16 protein-coding genes and 1 tRNA gene are annotated in these 17,843 nt (G+C 69.0%); 6 read left to right on the top strand and 11 right to left on the bottom strand.

Going from position 1 to position 17,843, the window contains the following annotated elements:
• Positions 1–89: 89 nt before the first annotated feature.
• The 6 genes from xylB to AB4091_RS04040 form a co-directional block, all read right to left on the bottom strand.
• Entirely contained in the window at positions 90–1,532 is a 1,443-nt protein-coding gene (xylB, locus tag AB4091_RS04065) for a xylulokinase (RefSeq protein ID WP_442290447.1), read from the bottom strand.
• On the bottom strand, positions 1,508–3,025 hold the full coding sequence (locus AB4091_RS04060) for a mannitol dehydrogenase family protein (protein ID WP_442290446.1): 1,518 nt from the start codon (positions 3,023–3,025) through the stop codon (positions 1,508–1,510). The genes xylB and AB4091_RS04060 overlap by 25 nt, the downstream gene beginning before the upstream one ends.
• Positions 3,026–3,115: 90 nt before the next feature.
• Positions 3,116–3,856: an SDR family oxidoreductase gene (locus AB4091_RS04055; protein ID WP_442290445.1), complete on the bottom strand. Its 741-nt coding sequence runs from the start codon at positions 3,854–3,856 to the stop codon at positions 3,116–3,118.
• A gap of 35 nt (positions 3,857–3,891) precedes the next feature.
• Positions 3,892–4,716: a carbohydrate ABC transporter permease gene (locus AB4091_RS04050; RefSeq protein WP_442290444.1), complete on the bottom strand. Its 825-nt coding sequence runs from the start codon at positions 4,714–4,716 to the stop codon at positions 3,892–3,894.
• Positions 4,713–5,663, bottom strand: coding sequence for a carbohydrate ABC transporter permease (locus AB4091_RS04045; protein ID WP_442290443.1), 951 nt, complete (start codon positions 5,661–5,663; stop codon positions 4,713–4,715). Before AB4091_RS04045 ends, AB4091_RS04050 begins: the two co-directional genes overlap by 4 nt.
• 92 nt (positions 5,664–5,755) lie before the next feature.
• Positions 5,756–7,117 carry an ABC transporter substrate-binding protein gene (locus tag AB4091_RS04040; protein ID WP_442290442.1) on the bottom strand — a complete coding sequence of 454 codons (1,362 nt, stop codon included), beginning with the start codon at positions 7,115–7,117 and terminating at the stop codon, positions 5,756–5,758.
• Positions 7,118–7,350: 233 nt separating this feature from the next.
• Between AB4091_RS04040 and AB4091_RS04035 the strand changes: the two genes are divergently transcribed.
• The 3 genes from AB4091_RS04035 (at position 7,351) to pntB (ending at position 11,484) form a co-directional block, all read left to right on the top strand.
• The gene (locus AB4091_RS04035; protein WP_442290441.1) at positions 7,351–8,397 is read left to right on the top strand and encodes an AraC family transcriptional regulator; all 1,047 of its coding nucleotides are present in this window, start codon (positions 7,351–7,353) and stop codon (positions 8,395–8,397) included.
• Between the two features lie 144 nt (positions 8,398–8,541).
• Positions 8,542–10,098, top strand: a complete 1,557-nt coding sequence (locus tag AB4091_RS04030) for a Re/Si-specific NAD(P)(+) transhydrogenase subunit alpha (RefSeq protein WP_442291387.1) — start codon at positions 8,542–8,544, stop codon at positions 10,096–10,098.
• A gap of 6 nt (positions 10,099–10,104) precedes the next feature.
• Entirely contained in the window at positions 10,105–11,484 is a 1,380-nt protein-coding gene (gene pntB / locus AB4091_RS04025; RefSeq protein ID WP_442290440.1) for a Re/Si-specific NAD(P)(+) transhydrogenase subunit beta, read from the top strand.
• Positions 11,485–11,679: 195 nt separating this feature from the next.
• Here pntB and AB4091_RS04020 read toward each other — a convergent pair whose 3' ends face one another.
• From AB4091_RS04020 to AB4091_RS04005, 4 genes are all read right to left on the bottom strand, one after another.
• The gene (locus AB4091_RS04020; RefSeq protein ID WP_442290439.1) at positions 11,680–12,600 is read right to left on the bottom strand and encodes a DUF559 domain-containing protein; all 921 of its coding nucleotides are present in this window, start codon (positions 12,598–12,600) and stop codon (positions 11,680–11,682) included.
• 170 nt (positions 12,601–12,770) lie between these two features.
• Entirely contained in the window at positions 12,771–14,270 is a 1,500-nt protein-coding gene (locus AB4091_RS04015) for an amino acid permease (protein ID WP_442290438.1), read from the bottom strand.
• 132 nt (positions 14,271–14,402) lie between these two features.
• Complete coding sequence (locus tag AB4091_RS04010; protein ID WP_442290437.1) at positions 14,403–15,209, bottom strand: PH domain-containing protein; 807 nt, start codon at positions 15,207–15,209, stop codon at positions 14,403–14,405.
• Between the two features lie 18 nt (positions 15,210–15,227).
• Positions 15,228–15,398 (bottom strand): hypothetical protein, encoded by a 171-nt coding sequence (locus AB4091_RS04005; protein WP_442290436.1) that lies wholly within the window; start codon positions 15,396–15,398, stop codon positions 15,228–15,230.
• 139 nt (positions 15,399–15,537) lie between these two features.
• Here AB4091_RS04005 and AB4091_RS04000 point away from each other — a divergent pair, with 139 nt between their 5' ends.
• A complete protein-coding gene (locus AB4091_RS04000; protein ID WP_442290435.1) occupies positions 15,538–16,527 on the top strand; it encodes a small ribosomal subunit Rsm22 family protein in 990 nt (329 codons plus the stop codon).
• A gap of 36 nt (positions 16,528–16,563) precedes the next feature.
• On the opposite strand, the gene upp is transcribed toward AB4091_RS04000, so the two are convergent.
• On the bottom strand, positions 16,564–17,202 hold the full coding sequence (upp, locus tag AB4091_RS03995; protein WP_442290434.1) for a uracil phosphoribosyltransferase: 639 nt from the start codon (positions 17,200–17,202) through the stop codon (positions 16,564–16,566).
• Between the two features lie 17 nt (positions 17,203–17,219).
• On the opposite strand from upp, the gene AB4091_RS03990 reads away from it, so the two are divergent.
• Both AB4091_RS03990 and AB4091_RS03985 read left to right on the top strand, forming a co-directional pair.
• Positions 17,220–17,723, top strand: coding sequence for a nucleoside deaminase (locus tag AB4091_RS03990; protein WP_442290433.1), 504 nt, complete (start codon positions 17,220–17,222; stop codon positions 17,721–17,723).
• Positions 17,724–17,733: 10 nt separating this feature from the next.
• Positions 17,734–17,823, top strand: a tRNA-Ser gene (locus AB4091_RS03985).
• Positions 17,824–17,843: the final 20 nt, after the last annotated feature.

The raw sequence follows: 17,843 nt of genomic DNA, 5'->3' as shown, positions 1-17,843 counted from the left end.
CCGGTTCGATGTGTTCCGCGGTCAGGGGTGACCGCGGAACACATCGAGCAATACATCGAACCGGGGAGCGACCGGGGCTGTCGCCGCCGTCAGCGGCCGTGCGTGCGCGCGAGGAGGTCCTGGTAGCGCGCCACGACGGCGGCGTGCGCCTCGGGGTCACCAGGTGACACGGCATACTCCGAGTCGATCTCGAGCGACCAGGTCGGCGGGTCGGCCTCACCGGCGAGAGCCCACGCGGCCTGGCGTGCAGCTCCCACGCCGACGTACTCGGCCGGCGCCGGCACGACCACCGGCGCTCGGAAGAGCCCTGGCGCGATCTCGCGCACGGCCCGTGACGCGGCGGCGCCGCCGATGAGCAGCACGCGGTCGACGGAGACGTCGTGCTCGCGCAGGGCGTCGACGCCGGCGACGAGGTTGCACAGCATCCCCTCGACCGCGGCCCGGGCGAGGTTCTCGGGCGTCGAGTTGGCTCGGGTGAGCCCACTGATCGTGCCGGTGGCGTCGGGGAGGTCCGGCGTCCTCTCGCCGTCGAGGTAGGGCAGCAGGCTCAGTCCGCCTGCGCCCGGAGAGGCTTGCAGTGCAAGGCGGTCGAGCTCGGCAAGGTCGACGCCGAGCATCGAGGCGGCCGCCGTCAGCACCCGCGCGGCGTTGAGGGTGCACATGAGCGGAAGGTGGTGCCCGGTCGCGTCGGCGAACCCGGCGACGGCCCCCGTCTCGTCGCGGATCGCGGAGCGGTGTGGCGTGAAGACGGTCCCGCTCGTGCCCAGGGAGACGACGACGTCGCCGGGGTGCAGCGTCAGGCCGAGGGCCGCCCCCATGTTGTCGCCGGTGCCGGCAGCGACGAGCATGCCGTCGGACGTGCGCCCAGCGGCTTGCGCCGGCTCGAGCACGTGCGGCACCGCGAGGGCGCGGCCGAAAGCCCGCTCCAGCAGGTCGGGACGGTAGTCGCCGGTGGCGGCCGACCAGTAGCCGGTGCCGGAGGCGTCGCCGCGGTCGGTCGTCCACTGGTCGAAACCGTTGCCCTGCTGGAGGATCCGGCCGGTCAGCCAGTCGTGGGGGAGCACGACTCGGGCGACGCGGGCTGCATTCTCCGGCTCGTGCTCGGCGAGCCAGCGCAGCTTGGTCACGGTGAAGCTCGGCACGAGCACGAGACCGACGGCGTCGACCCAGGCCGATGGGCCGCCGAGCTCGTCGGTGAGGTCGCCGGCGGCCTGGGCGCTGCGCGTGTCGTTCCACAGGAGGGCGTCACGAACCACCGTGTCGGACTCGTCGAGCGTCACCATGCCGTGCTGCTGCCCGCCCACGGCGACGGCGGCCACCCCGTCGAGGATGCCGCCGCCACTGGCCTGCTCGAACGCCTCCCACCACCGGTCGGGATGCACCTCGGTGCCGTCGGGGTGAGGCGCCCGTGCCATGCGCACCACCGTGCCCGTCTCGGCGTCGCACACGACGATCTTCGTCGACTGGGTCGAGCTGTCCACCCCGGCGACGAGGATCTGGCCGTCGGTCACGTGCTCACCCGAGTGCTCCATGACTGCAGCGTCTCCCGAGCGCCCTTCTCGTGCAAGGCCGAGAGTGCGTCCGTGAACACCTGGGCGAACCGCGGGTCGTCGGCCAGCCCGCCGAAGAGGTCCTGGTCACGCAGAAACGCGAGGGGGTCGTCGCCCTGCCGGGCGGCGGCCGCCATGACGCGGTCCTTGATGCGGTCGACGACCTCGATCGGCTCGCCCTGCTCGTCGACCCCCTCGGCGTAGCGCGCCCACGAGGCGACGACCAGCGCCGAGCGCTCGATCTCGCCACCCGACCCGAGGTTCGCGTTGATGACCGGGACGAGCCACTTCGGGATGCGGTCGGACGACTCGGCGCACAGCCGCGCCAGTGTGTCGCGCACCTCGGGGTTGGCGAACCGCCCGATGAGCTGGTGGCGGTACGCGTCGAGGTCGACCCCGGGCACCTCGGGCAGCGTCGGGCTGCCCTCGCGCTCCATGTAGGCGAGCAGGAAGTCGACGAAGAGCGGGTCCTGGCACACCTCGTGCGCATAGCGGTAGCCGGAGAGGTAGCCGAGGTAGCAGAGCGCCTGGTGGCTCGCGTTGAGCAGCCGCAGCTTCATCAGCTCGTAGGGCACGACGTCATCGACGAGCTGCACGCCGACGTGCTCGAACGGGGGGCGTCCGTCGGTGAAGTGGTCCTCGAGCACCCACTGCGTGAACGGCTCGCACACCACGGGCCAGCCGTCCTCCACGCCGAACTCGTCGGCGAGCCGCTCGATGTCCTCGGGAGCCGTCACCGGCGTGATGCGGTCGACCATGCAGTTGGGGAACTGCACGTGCTCGTCCATCCAGTCGGCGAGGTCGGGGTCCTTGAGCCGGGCGAACGCCGTCATCATCCTGCGCGCGACGTCGCCGTTGCCGGGCAGGTTGTCGCACGACATCACCGTGAACGGCCCCTGGCCGGCGGCCCGCCGCGCCGCGAGCCCGGCCACGACGTAGCCGAACACCGAGCGCGGCACCGCCCCCTCCTCGAGGTCGGCCCGGATCGACGGGTCGGAGGCGTCGAACTCACCCGTCACCTGGTTGACGAGGTAGCCGCCCTCGGTGATCGTCAGGCTGACGATCCGGGTCGCAGGGTCGGCGAGCCGGTCGACGACGGCCTGGGGGTCGTCCGGCGCGAACATCATCTCGACGATGCTGCCGATGACCCGCGGCTCGCGGTGCCCGTCAGGGTGCTTGACGACGAGCGTGTAGAGGCCGTCCTGCGCCCTGAGCGTGTCGACGATCCGCCTGTCGTGGGGGAGGGCACCGACGCCGCAGATGCCCCAGTCGAGCGCCTCGCCCTGCTCCATCAGCTGGTCGACGTACATCGCCTGGTGCGCGCGGTGGAAACCTCCGACGCCGAAGTGCACGATGCCCGTGGTGACCTTGCTGCGGTCGTATGCCGGCCGGCCCACCACGGGTGCGAGGGCGCCCAGACCGTCGGTGTGGAGACGGGTCGGTGCCGATGACGAAGGCGCGGGCGTGGTTGTCATGGGTCCTCTGCGTGATCTCGAAGGTGGAGGTGGAAAGGGTGGTCGACCCCGTGGTGGGGGCTGGCCCGCACCACGGGGTCGACGTGAGGGTCAATGGGACTCGGACATGCTCCACATCGTCCACAGCTCGGTCCGCATCCTTCGCGGCTGACGCAGCGTGTAGGTGACGGCCTGCGCGATGTCGGACGGCTCCATGAAGTCGCCGTCGGACGGGTCGCGGTCACCGAAGCGTCCGTCGGCCGCGGCGAAGGCGGTGTTGACGCCGGCCGGCGCGATCGTCGTCGTCCGGATGCCCTCGCCGCGCAGCTCACGGTCGAGGGCGTAGCCCAGGTTGATCTGCGCCCCCTTGGTCGCGGCGTACACCGCCTCCTTGGCGCCGCCGATCAGGAGCCCGGCCACCGACCCGATGATGACGATGTCGCCGCCTTCGCCCTGGGCCCGGAACTGGCGCACCGCGGCTCGGGCCAGCCAGACCGTGCCCTTGACGTTGACGTCCACCATGAGGGAGACCTCGTCCGCCGAGTAGTCGAGCAGCCCGCCGTAGAAGCCGACAGCTGCGTTGGCGACCACGGAGTCGATGCGGCCGAAGGCTGCGACACCGGCGCTGACGAGCGCGTCTGCTGTGGCCTCGCCCCTGACGTCGCCGACGTGGGTGGTGAGGCGGTCCTCGTCCCACGTGTCGCGGAGTGGGGCGAGCGCGTCGGGCCGCAGGTCGCCGGCGACGACACGGCCCCCGGCCTCGAGGACCAGCCGAGTGATGGCGCCGCCGATGCCGCCGCCGGCGCCGGTGACGACGACGACCGTGTCCTCGAGGCTGCGAGCGTGGTCCATGGCGGTCCTCCCTTCGGGTCGGATGGCGGTCCCGGTCACTTGATCGCTCCCATCGAGAGGCCACGGACGAGCTGCTTCTGCGCCACCCAGCCGGCGATGATGACCGGCAGCGCGGCGATCGTCGCGGCCGCCGAGAGGACGGCGAGGAACTGTCCTCGACCGTCGACGAAGCTTCCGAGGAAGGGCGGGGTCGTGCGGGCGGCCGAGCTGGTCAGCAGCAGTGCGAGGAAGTACTCGTTCCACGCGAAGATGAAGCTGATGAGGGCTGCGGCCGCGACACCGGGCAGGACGAGCGGCAGGACGATCCGCACGATCTCGCGGAACATCCCGGCACCGTCGACGCGGGCCGCCTCGATGATCTCGAACGGGACCTCGAGGAGGAACGACCGCATCATCCACACCGTCACGGGCAGGTTCATCGCGCCGTAGACGATGGCGAGGACGTAGATGTTGTCGAGCAGCCCGACGGTCTTGAAGATCATGAAGAGCGGCAGCACGATCGCAGCGAGCGGCATGAACCGGGTCGAGATGAAGAACGACAGGGAGTTCTGGACGTTCTTCACCCGCCGGATCGAGAGCGCGTACGCGGCCGGGATCGCGAGGAGCACCGAGATGACCGTGGAGGTCACCGCCGCGGTCAGCGAGTTCTGGAGGTAGCCGGCCATCCCGCGGTCCATGGCGAGCCGGTAGCCCTCTGTGACGGGCTTGAAGATGAACGACGGGTTGACGGACGACGCCAACGACTCCGGCTTGAACCCGTTGAGGAACATCCACAGGACGGGGAAGAAGAAGACGAGGACGAGGACCCAGGTGAGGAGGGTGACGAGGGCCCCGCGAGCCGAGCGGGTCGAGCTGTTCATCGGCTTGCTCCTGCCATGAAGACCTTGAAGACGCTCTTGAGCGCGATGGTCGCGATGATGATCGTGAGGACGACGGTCACGACGCCGTACGCCGCTGCCTGCCCGACGTCGAGGCCGATGAAGGCTCGCTCGTAGAGGAGGTACGCGAGGGTCTTCGTGCCGCCCGTGCCCTTGGTGAGGATGGCGATCGGGTCGAAGACCTGCAGGATGATGACCGAGCCGAGGAGCACCCCGATCTCGATGTACATCCGTAGGTGGGGCAGCGTGATCCAGGTGAACGTGCGCCACGTGCCGGCGCCGTCGACCTGGGCCGCTTCGAGGATGCCCTTGTCCTGGCCCTGCAGCCCGGCCAGGAGGATCAGCATCATGAACGGGGTGAACTGCCACGTCAGCACGATGATGACTGTCATCATCGGGTGCTCGGTGCTCCACGACACGACCGGCAGGTGCAGCGCACGGAAGAGCCAGTTGAGCATTCCGATGTTCGTGTCGAACATCGAGTACTTCCAGATGAGCGCCGCGGCCGCCGGCATGATGAGGAACGGAGTGATCATCAGAGTCCGGGCCACGGCCCGCCCGTGGAACTGGCGGTCGAGCAGGACCGCGAAGAGCAGTCCGAAGAGGACCGCGAGGGTCACGGAGAAGGCAGTGATGAGCACGGTGGCCACGATCGAGGGCCACAGGTCCCCCGAGGTCAGTGCGCTCGTGTAGTTGTCGAACCCCGCGAAGGCACGCTCGTTGGGGTAGAGCAGGTTCCACTTCGTCAGCGAGAAGCCGATGGTGGTGAGGAACGGGATCTGCGTGAGCAGGATGAGAAAGATGACCGCGGGCAGCACCAGGCTCCGGTTTCGCCAGAGCTCCTTGCGCTGCACTCGGCGCTTGTCCGTCGCGATCACGGCTCGGACGTTGTCGAGCTCGGTGGGTTGCGGGGTGGTCGTGGTTGTCATGTCAGCACTCCCTCGTGCGACTGCGGGGGTCGGAGAAGGTGGGTGGTGCCGGGCCCGGTGCGTGCCGGACCCGGCACCACGTCACAAGGACGTCACTTCTTGTGCTTGTCGCCTGCTTGCTGGGCGATGCTCTGGCACTTGCCGAGGGCGTCGTCGACCGTGCCGCGGTTGGCCAGGTAGTCCGCGACGAGCTGGGCGCACTGGTTGCCGACGTCCTGGAACTCGGGGATCGAGACGTACTGGATGCCGACCCAGGGCTGTGGGTTGACGCCCGGCTGCTTCGGGTTGACCGAGCTCATCACGTCGAGGGTGATCGGCGCGTACGCCTTGGCGGCGTCCTTGTACTCGGGCAGCTGGTAGGTCGAGGTGCGCGAGCCGGGCGGGACGTTGGACCAGCCGATCTTCGTACCGACGAGCTTGATGTAGTCCTTGCTCGTGGCCCACTTGACGAACTTGATCGCTGCGTCCTTCTGCTTCGTCGACGCGGGGATGGCGAGGTTCCAGCTCCAGAGCCAGCCGGACTCCTTCGTCTTGCTGACCGGCATGTGGGCGTAGCCCATCTTGCCCTTCACCGGTGAGTCGGCCGCCTCGAGCATCGAGGCGGCGACGGAGGCGTCGGCCCACATCGCGGCCTTGCCCTCCTTCAGGGCGGTGAGGCACTCGTTGAAGCTGTAGGAGACGGGGTCCTTCTCGCCCGAGTCGTCGAGCATCTTCTTGTAGAAGCTGACGGCTTCCTTCCACTCCGGGGTGTTGACCGTGGCCTTCCAGCTGCCGTCGTACCAGCTGCCGCCGAAGGTCTGGACCACCGTGGTGAGTGGGGCGAAGAGGTCTCCCCAGCCCGGCTTGCCGCGCATGCAGATCCCCGCCATGTCGGCGGTGTTGACCTTCTTCGCCGCGTCGGCGACCTCCTGCCACGTCGGGTTCTGGGACAGCTTGACGCCGGCCTTGTCGAGAATCTCCTTGTTGTACATGAGGATCGAGGACTCGCCGTAGAACGGGACAGCGAAGAGCTTGTTGTCGAACGTGTTGACGGCGCGCACGGGCGGGAGCAGGTCGTTCACGTCGTAGGACGCGTCCGACTGCAGCGAGGGGGTGAGGTCCACGAGCCATCCGTTGGCGCCCCACTGCGGGGTCTCGTACGCACCGATGGTCACGATGTCGTACTGCCCGGCGCCACTGGCGACGTCGGCCGTCACGGCCGCGCGGAGGTCCCCCTCCTCCATGACCTGGAAGTTGACCTTGGTGCCGGGGTTGGCCGTCTCGTACTCGGTCTTGAGCTTTTCCATGTCCTTCATCTGGGCGTTGTTCACCGTGGCCACGTTGAGGGTGACGGTTCCGCCGGCTCCGGTGGACCCGCCGCCGGACTGCACGGCCCCCGACGAACAGGCTGCCACCGTCATGGCGATTGCCACGGCGCCCGTCCCCAGCGCGAGCATGCGCTTGTTCGCAAGCATTCCCAACTCCTTTGGTAGGCATTCCTCGTTCCGTCAGCCCGGTCTGCGAGTCCGGTGGGGCAGCCGTGCCCCGAGCGGATGTGAGATCCGCCGGCGTTCTTGACGAGAACTTGCCGGAACGGTAATGAAGCGATCTCGAGCTCAACAACGCCGTGAGCCCTCAGTCATTGATACGATTTTTCGCACGGGTGGTGGCCGCAGGGGACACATCGGTCACGCTCCCGCACGAGGTGGTGACAACGCGGTCCCAGACGGCGAAGGAGGCCAAGATTTCGTATCGATCGGACGAGAAATCCGACACCGGCGACGCCGGTCGGCGCGACGAGGAGTCGGCGCGCTCCCTGACACCCGCCGCGTTGCTGGGCCAGACGATCCGGCGTGAGTACATCCCGCACCACCCCCAGGCGTCGATCCGGGTGCTCACCCACGACTTCCCGAGCGAGATCTGCGGCTGGGGAGCCCATCCGGAGTACGAGATCCACCTCATCACGAAGACCCGCGGCAGCTTCATCGCCGGCGACCACATCGGCACCTTCGCGCCCGGCCACGTCAGCCTGATCGGGCCGAACTTGCCGCACGACTGGGTCAGCGACCTCGACGAGGGGCAGGTGGCCGTCGACCGCGACGCCGTCATCCAGTTCAGCGACGAGTGGGTACGCGGGGTCATGGAGCTCATCCCGGAGCTGGCCGAGGTCTCGGAGATGCTGCAGCGCTCCACGCGAGGGCTGGTGTTCTCCGGCGCGACCGCGTGGCGTGCCGCCGAGACGATCATCGCGTGCGTGCACAGTCACGGCACAGAACAGATCGGCCACCTGCTCAAGCTGCTCGCGCTCTTCGCGCACGCCCCCACCGAGGAGTACGAGCTCGTGGCCAGCGAGTGGATGGGCCGACCGACCGACGCCGCCTCGCGCGACGCGGGGGAGGCAGGGCTCAGCTACATCTTCGACAACCTCACCGGCGACATCCGGCTGTCGACGGCCGCGCGCCTGGCGTACATGTCCGAGCCGACGTTCTCCAAGTACTTCAAGACCGCCACCGGCATGACCTTCTCGAGCATGGTCAAGAAGCTGCGGATCGCCTATGCGCGAAGGCTGCTCGACACCACCGAGGACTCCGTCGCCCAGGTCGCCGCCATGAGCGGCTACAACAACATGGCCAACTTCAACCGCCAGTTCCTCGCCGAGGTCGGCACGACACCGACGGCCTACCGGAGGCTCGAGTCCGACCAGAAGCCGCCACCCGAGGTGTTCAGCCTCAACCGGCGAGCTCCGTCACACTGACCCCGCGAACTGCCCACGATCAGAGACGTCCCCGGTCGTCGTGCGTCGCTCTGGTGTGATGTGGCTGGCAGAGCAGCCGCTACCCGTGCGTCGTGCCGTAGGTTCGTGAACCAGCGCCCCCTCACCGAGCCCGAAGGAGCCAGCGTGCTGATCGGTGTTCCACGCGAGACCCGTGCCCGTGAGACGCGGGTGGCCGCGACGCCCGCGACGGTCGAGAAGCTCGTCGGCCTCGGCTACGACGTCGCCGTCGAGGCGGGCTCGGGCGAGGCGGCGAGCTTCTCCGACGAGGCGTATGCGGCCGCGGGTGCTCGCGTGGTCGACGGCGCCGAAGCGTGGGGCTCGGCGATCGTGCACAAGGTCAACGCACCGTCTGACGACGAGATCGCCCGGCTGCGTGCCGGAACCGTCCTCGTCTCGCTCATGGCCCCGGCGATCAGCCCCGACCTCGTCGAGAAGCTGCGCGCCGCCGGCGTGACGGCGATGGCGATGGACGCCGTCCCGCGCATCAGCCGGGCCCAGTCCCTCGACGTGCTCTCGTCGATGGCCAACATCGCCGGCTACCGCGCCGTGGTCGAGGCGGCGCACGAGTTCGGGTCGTTCTTCACCGGCCAGGTCACGGCAGCCGGCAAGGTGCCGCCGGCCAAGGTGCTCGTAGCCGGCGCCGGCGTCGCCGGCCTGGCCGCCATCGGCACGGCACGCTCGCTCGGCGCGATCGTGCGCGCGACCGACGCCCGGGCCGAGGTCGCCGAGCAGGTCGAGTCGATGGGTGCCGACTTCCTCCCCGTGCAGATGCCCGAGGTCGACGAGGCCGCGGCATCGAGCGACGGCTACGCCAAGGAGATGGGCGAGGAGTACAACCGGCGCGCCGCCGAGCTGTATGCCGCCCAGGCTCCCGACGTCGACATCATCGTCACGACCGCGCTGATCCCCGGGCGGCCGGCGCCGCGGCTCATCACGGCCGAGATGGTGGCCTCCATGAAGCCGGGCTCGGTCATCGTCGACATGGCCGCCAGCAACGGCGGCAACGTCGAGGGCGCGGTCGCCGACGAGCTGGTCGTCACCGCGAACGGCGTCAAGATCATCGGCTACACCGACCTGGCGGCGCGGTTGCCCACGCAGGCCTCCCAGCTCTACGGCACCAACCTCGTCAACCTGATGAAGCTGCTGACGCCGGGCAAGGACGGGCAGGTCGTGCTGGACTTCGACGACGTCGTGCAGCGGAACATGACGGTCGCCCGTGACGGTGAGCTGTTGTGGCCGCCGCCGGCGATCCCCGTCAGCGCGGCCCCCGTCCCGGTGGCTTCGTCCTCGAAGGCAGTGGCGAAAGAGCCTGAGCCGCCGAAGGACCCACGCCGGAGGTATGTGGGGATGGGGATCGGCGCGGCGGTCTTCGCCCTCGTCGCGGCGTTCTCACCGGCGAGCTTCCTCGGGCACTTCACGGTGTTCGCGCTGGCGGTCGTCGTGGGCTACTACGTCATCGGGCACGTGCACCACGCGCTGCACACGCCGCTGATGTCGGTGACGAACGCGATCAGCGGCATCATCGTCCTCGGCGCGCTGATCCAGCTCGGCCAGTGGGCCGGCGGGATGTCCGGGACGATCCTCGTGCTCGCCTTCCTCGCGACCCTCATCGCCAGCATCAACATCTTCGGCGGCTTCCTCGTGACCCGCCGCATGCTCACGATGTTCCGGAAGGGCTGACCGCACGTGGACATCGCACTGATCAGCGCGGCCTACATCGTCGCTGCCCTGCTCTTCATCCTCTCGCTGGCCGGCCTGTCGAAGCACGAGACCGCCCGCGACGGCAACGTCCTGGGCATGATCGGCATGGCGCTGGCGCTGGTCGCGACGTTGTGGCTGGCGCTGCGCGGGTCGAGCGCCCTGAACTGGGCGCTCATCGCGGTGGCCATGGCGATCGGGGCGTCGATCGGCATCTGGCGGGCCCGGATCGTGGAGATGACCGGCATGCCCGAGCTGATCGCGATGCTGCACAGCTTCGTCGGTGCGGCCGCGGTGCTCGTCGGCTTCAACACCTTCCTCGCCACCGGCGCGGAGGGGTCCGACGGCGTGCACCTCGTCGAGATCTTCCTCGGGGTCTTCATCGGTGCCGTGACCTTCACCGGGTCGATCGTCGCCTTCCTCAAGCTGTCCGCACGGATCTCGAGCAAGCCGCTGATGCTGCCGGCCCGGCACTGGCTCAACCTCGCCGCGGTCGTCGTGTCGGCCGGGCTGCTGGTCTGGTTCGTGGCGTCGCACTCGATCGTGCCGCTGGCGGTGATGACCGTGATCGCGCTGGCGTTCGGGTGGCACCTGGTCGCCTCGATCGGTGGCGGCGACATGCCGGTCGTCGTCTCGATGCTCAACAGCTACTCCGGGTGGGCCGCCGCAGCCGCGGGCTTCATGCTCGGCAACGACCTGCTCATCGTCACCGGCGCCCTCGTCGGCTCCTCCGGTGCGTACCTCTCCTACATCATGTGCAAGGCGATGAACCGGTCGTTCGTGTCCGTGATCGCCGGGGGCTTCGGCTCCGACGGTGCGGTCAGCGACACCGACGTCGACTACGGCGAGCACCGCGAGACCAACGCCGAGGAGGTCGCCGACCTGCTCACGCACGCCTCGACGGTGGTCATCACCCCCGGCTACGGGATGGCCGTCGCGCAGGCGCAGTACCCGGTCGCCGACCTGACCGCGAAGCTGCGCGAGCGCGGCGTCGAGGTCCGGTTCGGCATCCACCCGGTCGCCGGGCGCCTTCCCGGGCACATGAACGTGCTGCTCGCCGAGGCGAAGGTGCCCTACGACATCGTCCTGGAGATGGACGAGATCAACGACGACTTCCCGGCCACCGACGTCGTGCTCGTCATCGGCGCCAACGACACCGTCAACCCGGCCGCCGAGGAGGACCCCACCTCGCCGATCGCCGGCATGCCGGTGCTCGAGGTCTGGAACGCCAAGGACGTCGTCGTGTTCAAACGCTCGATGAACACCGGCTACGCGGGCGTGCAGAACCCGCTCTTCTTCCGCGACAACTCGGCCATGCTCTTCGGCGACGCCAAGGAACGCGTCGAGGACATCATCAAGGCCCTCTGACCGGTCACCGTCGCCCAGTCGCCCAGCCGCCCAGCCGCCCAGTCGCCCAGTCGCCCAGCCGCCCAGTCGCCCAGCCGCCCCGGCTCACCGTCCCGGCTCACCGTCCCGTCCCCACCGAACGCCGCGTTCGGTCTCGAAAGCTGTGTTCTAACACTGAGTTCGCGATCGAACGCGGCGTTCGGGAGGTGGAGGGGGTCAGCCGGCGTCGAGTCGCGAGTCTCTGAGTGCGGCTTCGACGCGAGCCCTGACCAGTGCCGGACGTGCCAGGTCGGCTCGGGTGAGACGAACGACCCGGTAACCGAGTCGTCGGAGCTCGTCCTCACGCAGCTTCTCCTTGAAGTTGGCCCGCGCCGCATCCGGGTTCGAGTCGGGGTCGTACTTGGTCTTGCCGTCGAACTCAACGAGCACGTTGGTGCCGTCGATGACGAAGTCGGCGACGTAGTGCCTGCCGGGGTGCTCGACGCGTTCGATGTGGTGCTGTGGCGTGACGGCGTAGCCGAGCCGGCGCAGTGTCAGCGCAGTGAGGGTCTCGCCCGGGGACTCGTGCCTGCCGTCGCACCAGGGCAGCGCGGCCCTCGCGCGTGTCACGCCGCGCTGACCGGAGAGTCCCCCCGCAGCGGCGCGGAGCGCCTGGACGGTTGTCAGCCCTCGGTGCAGACAGTGGTCGGCCACCACGAGCATCGCGAGCTGGCTGCGGAGACCGACTTGGAGCGCGGCGAGTGCAGGGTCCACGGCCGTCGTGCCGTGCCTGAGCAGTGGATGCTCGATGAGCTCATGGATGTGGACCCGACTGAAGGCGCGGAACTGCGCGTCCGGTGAACGCCACATGAGATGGACCGTGCCCCAGTCGACCTCCTCGTCGGGCAGGCCCAGCAATGCGACCGCCGAACCGTGTGACGCCATCACCTGGCCGTCGTACTCCTCCAGGAGCGCCGTGACGCGCAGCAGGTGACGGTGCCGGTCCGATGTGGGCCTCTCCAGTGAGTACCAGCCGCGGTGCAGCGGATGGCAGGAACCGGCGGCGACGAGAGAACGCAGCAGAGCGCCGCTGATGCCGTTTGCCCTGGCCGTGGCCGTCGAGAAGACCCCGGAAGGTACGAGATGGCGCAAGTTCATCGATCCATGCTGACGGCATACGCCCTCGCTGCGTTTTGCGCCTGTGGAAAAGCTCCCCCTCAACGACCGAACGCGGCGTTCGATCGCGAAAACCGTGTTCTAACACTGAGTTCGAGATCGAACGCCGCGTTCGGCGTGAGAAGTGGGCGGAGGGGCAGCAAGAACCGCCGTCAGCGGCCGCTGAGCATCTCGGGTCTGCCCTCGAGGCCCGACTCGGGCTCCCCCTTGGCGAGCTTGCTGTTGTGACGGGAGTAGGCGAAGTAGATGATGAAACCGATCGCCATCCACACGATGAAGCGGATCCAGGTCTCGATCGACAGGTTGAGGATCAGGTAGAAGCACATCACCGCCGACAGCCACGGGACGACCGGGCTGCCCGGCACCTTGAAGGCGCGCTTCAAATCGGGGCGGCGCTTGCGCAGGATCGGTATCGCGATCGACACGAGCATGAAGGCGGTCAGCGTGCCGATGTTGACCATCTCCTCGAGCTTGCCGATCGGGGTCAGCGCGGCGATGAGCGCGACGACCGAACCGATGATGACCGTGAGCTTGACCGGCGTGCCGGTGCGCTCGTTGGTCCGACCCAGGGTGCCCGGGATGAGGCGGTCACGGCTCATCGCGAACGTCACGCGCGTCGCGCCGATGAGCAGTGTCATGACCACCGTCGTGAGGCCGGCCACGGCGCCCGCCGATATCAAGGTGGCGTAGCCGTCCTTGCCGACCGACGTGAAGGCAGAGGCCAAGGCGGCGTCCGGGTCGATCTTGTTGTACTTGACCATGCCGGTGATGACGAGCGAGACCGCCATGTAGAGCACGGTGCAGATGACGAGCGAGCCGATGATGCCGATGGGCAGGTCCCGCTGCGGGTTCTTGGCCTCCTCGGCCGTCGTCGCGACGACGTCGAAGCCGATGTAGGCGAAGAAGACGACCGCGGCGCCGCTCATGATGCCGAGCACGCCGAAGGTGACCGGTTCGACGCCGGTGATGGCCTGGAAGAGCGGCGTCGTCAGGCCGGACGCCGCCGCGCCCGGCTGCGACGGCGGGATGAACGGCGTCCAGTTGTCGCGGTTGATGAAGCCGATGCCCGCGAAGATGACGAAGAGGACGATGAAGAGCTTGATGGCGACCAGTACCAGGTTGACCCGCAGGGACTCCTTGATGCCGATGGCCACGAGGGTCGTCAGCAGGGCGATGAGGATGAACGCGGGCAGGTCGAAGTGCGAGCCGGGAGCGAGACTCTCCGGCCAGGTGATGCCGAGCTGGTCGAGCAGCTTCACGAGGTAGGTCGACCACCCCTGTGCCACGACACTCGCACCGAGCATGAGCTCGAGGAGGAGGTCCCAGCCGATGATCCAGGCGATGAGCTCACCGAGGGTCGCGTAGGAGAACGTGTAGGCCGAGCCTGAGATCGGGACCGTGGACGCGAACTCCGCGTAGCAGAGCGCCGCGAGCCCGCAGACCACAGCGCCGACGACGAACGAGAGCGCGATGGCGGGGCCGGCGTAGTCCTTGGCTGCCCGACCGGTCAGCGTGAAGATGCCGGCGCCGATGATGACGCCGACGCCGAAGACGGTGAGGTCGAGGGCTGAGAGGCGCCGTTTGAGGTGGTGGTCGGATTCCTCGGCCGAGGCCATCGAGGCCTCGATCGACTTCGTGCGAAAGACACTCATGCGTACCTCCGAGCGGTCGGCGATGACAGGCGGATCACCACAAACTATCGGTGCACCGGGTCACCGGCGAGCCCTGCCCCCGGGTGTCTTGCGCCCGTGGCCGTAGCCCCGTAGCCGTGCGCCTGCCTCGGCTCAGTCGTCGCCGCGGGGCCAGATGGGCCCGGTGTCGGCTCCGCGGCGGCGGCGCTTGATGTCGTTGCTCTCGTAGACGGTCTCGGGACGGTCCGACGGGCGTTGGATCGGCACGGCCCTTGAGTACGAGTCGAGGCGGTCCTGGATCGGGTTGTGGGTGCGGTGGACGTCGGGGAAGCTGCTGCCGCCGGGCGTGATCGGGCTCGACGGGGGCTGCGGCGCCGGTGGGCCGCCGGGCCCTCGCGGGTCGTCCGGGAAGTCGTCGTCGAGCTCCTGGAAGTCCTCGTCACCGGGAGGCGGGACGATGTGGAAGATCTCGGCGCAGATGTCGCGGTAGGTCTGGTCGGGGTCGGGCACCCACTTGACCTCGCGCAGGGCCTGGTCCTGACCGGCGCTCTCGAGGACGAACTTGCCGTAGCCGAGGAACTGGCCGGGGATTGAGCGGACGTAGCTCATGTCGGTGACCTTGAGCAGCGGCATCATCGCGACCTTGTGGGTGATGAGGCCGAAGCGCAGCAGCAGCCGCTTGTCCGTCGCGACGAACCAGTTGTGGTGCCAGTCGATGACGCACCACAGCAGCCGCGCGAACAGGAGGAAGAAGAGCCACCAGAAGATCGTGCCGAGGGCCTGGGTCGACTTGGTCACGTTGGAGTCGACCCAGACGGCGGCGACGAAGCCGAGCAGGGCCGTCAGCGCGGGCTCGGCGAGCTTGGCCCAGTGCGCCCGGACGGCGGTCACGAGGTTCTCGCCCGGGAGCAGGATCGGCGCCAGCCCTGCCGGGACGTCCGTCGTCCGTCGCGCTGCCATGGCCTCAGTCTGCTCGCGTCACCGGTTCAGCAGGGAGTTGAAGAACCGCAGGATGGCGTTGAAGCCGTCGACCAGCACGCCCCAGATGTTGCTGACGATGTCGGCAGCCTTGTCAGGGGAGGTGAAGATGGCATAGACGAAGAACGCCAGCACGATGATCAGGATGACCTTCTTGGCCTTGGGGCCCATGGTGTGTGCTCCTTGGAGGGAAGGTGGCGCAGGCTGCCCTGACAGCCCCACGGCACAGGGGTGGGACCAGTGTGCCGCACGTGGCAGGTGGGGTGCCGCAGGGGCTTCGACCCCGCGTGTCCGCGGCTATTCTCCTCGGATGTCGCGAACGCCAGCGTATGCCGCCGAGCTGCGCGCCGCCCTCGCTCGCGCCGTGCGTGGCGTGAGCGAACGCGACCTGGCCCGCGCGACGGAGGCGCTGGTCTCCCGCTATCGCTCGGTCTCCCCGGCTGCGGCCCCGATCCTCGCCTCGCCGGTGCACGTCGCGGCATATGCCGCCTACCGGATGCCGGCCACGCACGCCGCCCTGTCGAGAGCGCTGGGCGACGTGGCGGACCGTGGCCTCGCACCGCGCTCGCTCCTCGACCTCGGTGGCGGCACCGGCGCGGCGGCCTGGGCGGCCGCGGGCGCGTTCGAGTCGCTCGAGAGGGTCACGGTGCTCGACCAGGTCGAGGACGCACTGGCCCTGGGACGTGAGCTCGTGCGCGGCAGCCCGTCGGAGGTGCTGGCCCGCGCGACCTTCGCCCGGGCCGTGGCCGGGGACTGGCCGTCCCTCGAGGCGGACCTCGTCACCGTCTCCTACGTGCTGAGCGAGCTCGACGAGCCCTCCCAGGACGCGCTCGTCGCCGACGCCATGCACCGCGGCCAGGCCGTCGTGGTCGCCGAACCCGGCACCCCGGACGGCTACGCGCGCGTGCTCCGCGTGCGTTCCACCCTGATCGAGGCCGGGTGGACCATTCTCGGCCCGTGCCCCCACGCGAGCGCCTGCCCGCTCGCGGGGAGCGACTGGTGCCACTTCGCAGCGCGCATCAACCGCTCGGCCGAGCATCGTCGGCTCAAGGGTGCCGAGCTCTCCTACGAGGACGAGAAGTTCTCGTGGGTGGGCGCCGTGCGGCCCGGCGTAGTGGATTCGCTTGCACCGCAGTCAGGCTCAGGTCGGATCCTGCGACATCCATTGAAGCGCAAGGGTTTTGTGGAGTTCCAGGTGTGCCGACCCGACGGGACAACAGGTCGGGAGGTCGTGTCGAAGAAGGCAGGGCGGCGCTACCGCGCCGCTCGCGACGCCGAGTGGGGCGACACCCTGCCCTGACTGTGGGATCGGCCCGGCGGCATACGCAAGCAGTGGTCAGACGACGCCGTAGAGGCGGTCGCCGGCGTCGCCCAGCCCGGGGACGATGTAGCCCTTCTCGTTGAGCTTCTCGTCGATCGTGCCGAGCACGACCTTGACGGGCACCGCGAGACGCTCGGTCTGCGCGCGCAGGTGCTCGACCCCCTCGGGGGCCGCGAGCAGGCAGACGGCGGTGATGTCGTCGGCGCCGCGGTCGACGAGGTAGGTGATGGCGTCGGCCATCGAGCCGCCGGTGGCGAGCATCGGGTCGAGCACGAACACCTGGCGGCCGGTGAGGTCGTCAGGCAGCCGGTTCGCGTAGGTGACCGGCTCGAGGGTCTCCTCGTTGCGCTGCATGCCGAGGAAGCCGACCTCGGCACTGGGCAGCAGGTTGACCATGCCCTCGAGCATGCCGAGCCCCGCGCGCAGGATCGGCACGATGAGCGGCTTGGGGTTGCTCAGCTTGATGCCGGTCGTCGGTGCGACGGGCGTCTCGATCTCGAACGGCTCGACGCGGACGTCGCGGGTCGCCTCGTAGGCGAGGAGCGTCATGAGCTCCTCGGCGAGCCGGCGGAAGGTGGGGCTGTCGGTCCGCTTGTCGCGCAGGTAGGTCAGCTTGTGGGCGATGAGCGGGTGGTCTGCGACGTGGACGTCCATGGGTGGAAACTTAGCGCGTGGCCAAGCGATCCGAGACCCCCGGCAAGAGCCCCGTCCCCTCGCCCGAGTCGTATGCGGCCTGGATGGGGCAGGCGCTCGAGCTCGCCGCCGCGGCAGCGGGGTCGCAGGACGTCCCCGTCGGCGCCCTCGTCGTCGACCGGGCCGGTGAGGTGGTCGGCCGCGGGCGCAACGTCCGTGAGGAGCTCGGCGACCCCACCGGGCACGCCGAGGTGGTGGCCCTGCGCGAGGCGGCGCGGTCGGTGGACGCGTGGCGACTCGACGGGTGCACGCTCGTCGTGACCCTGGAACCGTGCGTCATGTGCGCCGGGGCGGCCATGGCCGCCCGGGTCGACCGTGTGGTCTTCGCTGCCTGGGACCCCAAGGCTGGGGCGTGTGGCTCGGTCTGGGACCTGACCCGCGACCCCCTCGCCACGCACCTGGTCGACGTCGTCGGTGGCGTCCGCGCGGAGGAGTCGGCAGCCCTGCTGGTCGATTTCTTCGAGGGCCGGAGGCTCGGGTAAGGTCTCTCCCGGTGGCGTGTCCGAGCGGCCTAAGGAGCACGCCTCGAAAGCGTGTGTGGGGGTGACTCCACCGTGGGTTCAAATCCCACCGCCACCGCCAGAAAGACGAAGGACCCGACA

The organism is Terrabacter sp. 2RAF25 (genome assembly GCF_052115265.1).
GTDB lineage: Bacteria > Actinomycetota > Actinomycetes > Actinomycetales > Dermatophilaceae > Terrabacter.
Note: the sequence above shows the minus strand (reverse complement) of the source record. Positions and strands in the feature narration are given on the sequence as shown.

Excerpts from the sequence above, each read along its gene's own strand:
- AB4091_RS04045 (WP_442290443.1), bottom strand. The coding sequence starts at position 5,663 with ATGACAACCACGACCACCCCGCAACCCACCGAGCTCGACAACGTCCGA.
- AB4091_RS04005 (WP_442290436.1), bottom strand. The coding sequence starts at position 15,398 with ATGGGCCCCAAGGCCAAGAAGGTCATCCTGATCATCGTGCTGGCGTTC.
- AB4091_RS04015 (WP_442290438.1), bottom strand. The coding sequence starts at position 14,270 with ATGAGTGTCTTTCGCACGAAGTCGATCGAGGCCTCGATGGCCTCGGCC.
- upp (WP_442290434.1), bottom strand. The coding sequence starts at position 17,202 with ATGGACGTCCACGTCGCAGACCACCCGCTCATCGCCCACAAGCTGACC.
- AB4091_RS04055 (WP_442290445.1), bottom strand. The coding sequence starts at position 3,856 with ATGGACCACGCTCGCAGCCTCGAGGACACGGTCGTCGTCGTCACCGGC.
- AB4091_RS04020 (WP_442290439.1), bottom strand. The coding sequence starts at position 12,600 with ATGAACTTGCGCCATCTCGTACCTTCCGGGGTCTTCTCGACGGCCACG.
- AB4091_RS04000 (WP_442290435.1), top strand. The coding sequence starts at position 15,538 with ATGTCGCGAACGCCAGCGTATGCCGCCGAGCTGCGCGCCGCCCTCGCT.
- AB4091_RS04060 (WP_442290446.1), bottom strand. The coding sequence starts at position 3,025 with ATGACAACCACGCCCGCGCCTTCGTCATCGGCACCGACCCGTCTCCAC.
- AB4091_RS04010 (WP_442290437.1), bottom strand. The coding sequence starts at position 15,209 with ATGGCAGCGCGACGGACGACGGACGTCCCGGCAGGGCTGGCGCCGATC.
- AB4091_RS04040 (WP_442290442.1), bottom strand. The coding sequence starts at position 7,117 with ATGCTTGCGAACAAGCGCATGCTCGCGCTGGGGACGGGCGCCGTGGCA.
- AB4091_RS04050 (WP_442290444.1), bottom strand. The coding sequence starts at position 4,716 with ATGAACAGCTCGACCCGCTCGGCTCGCGGGGCCCTCGTCACCCTCCTC.
- xylB (WP_442290447.1), bottom strand. The coding sequence starts at position 1,532 with ATGGAGCACTCGGGTGAGCACGTGACCGACGGCCAGATCCTCGTCGCC.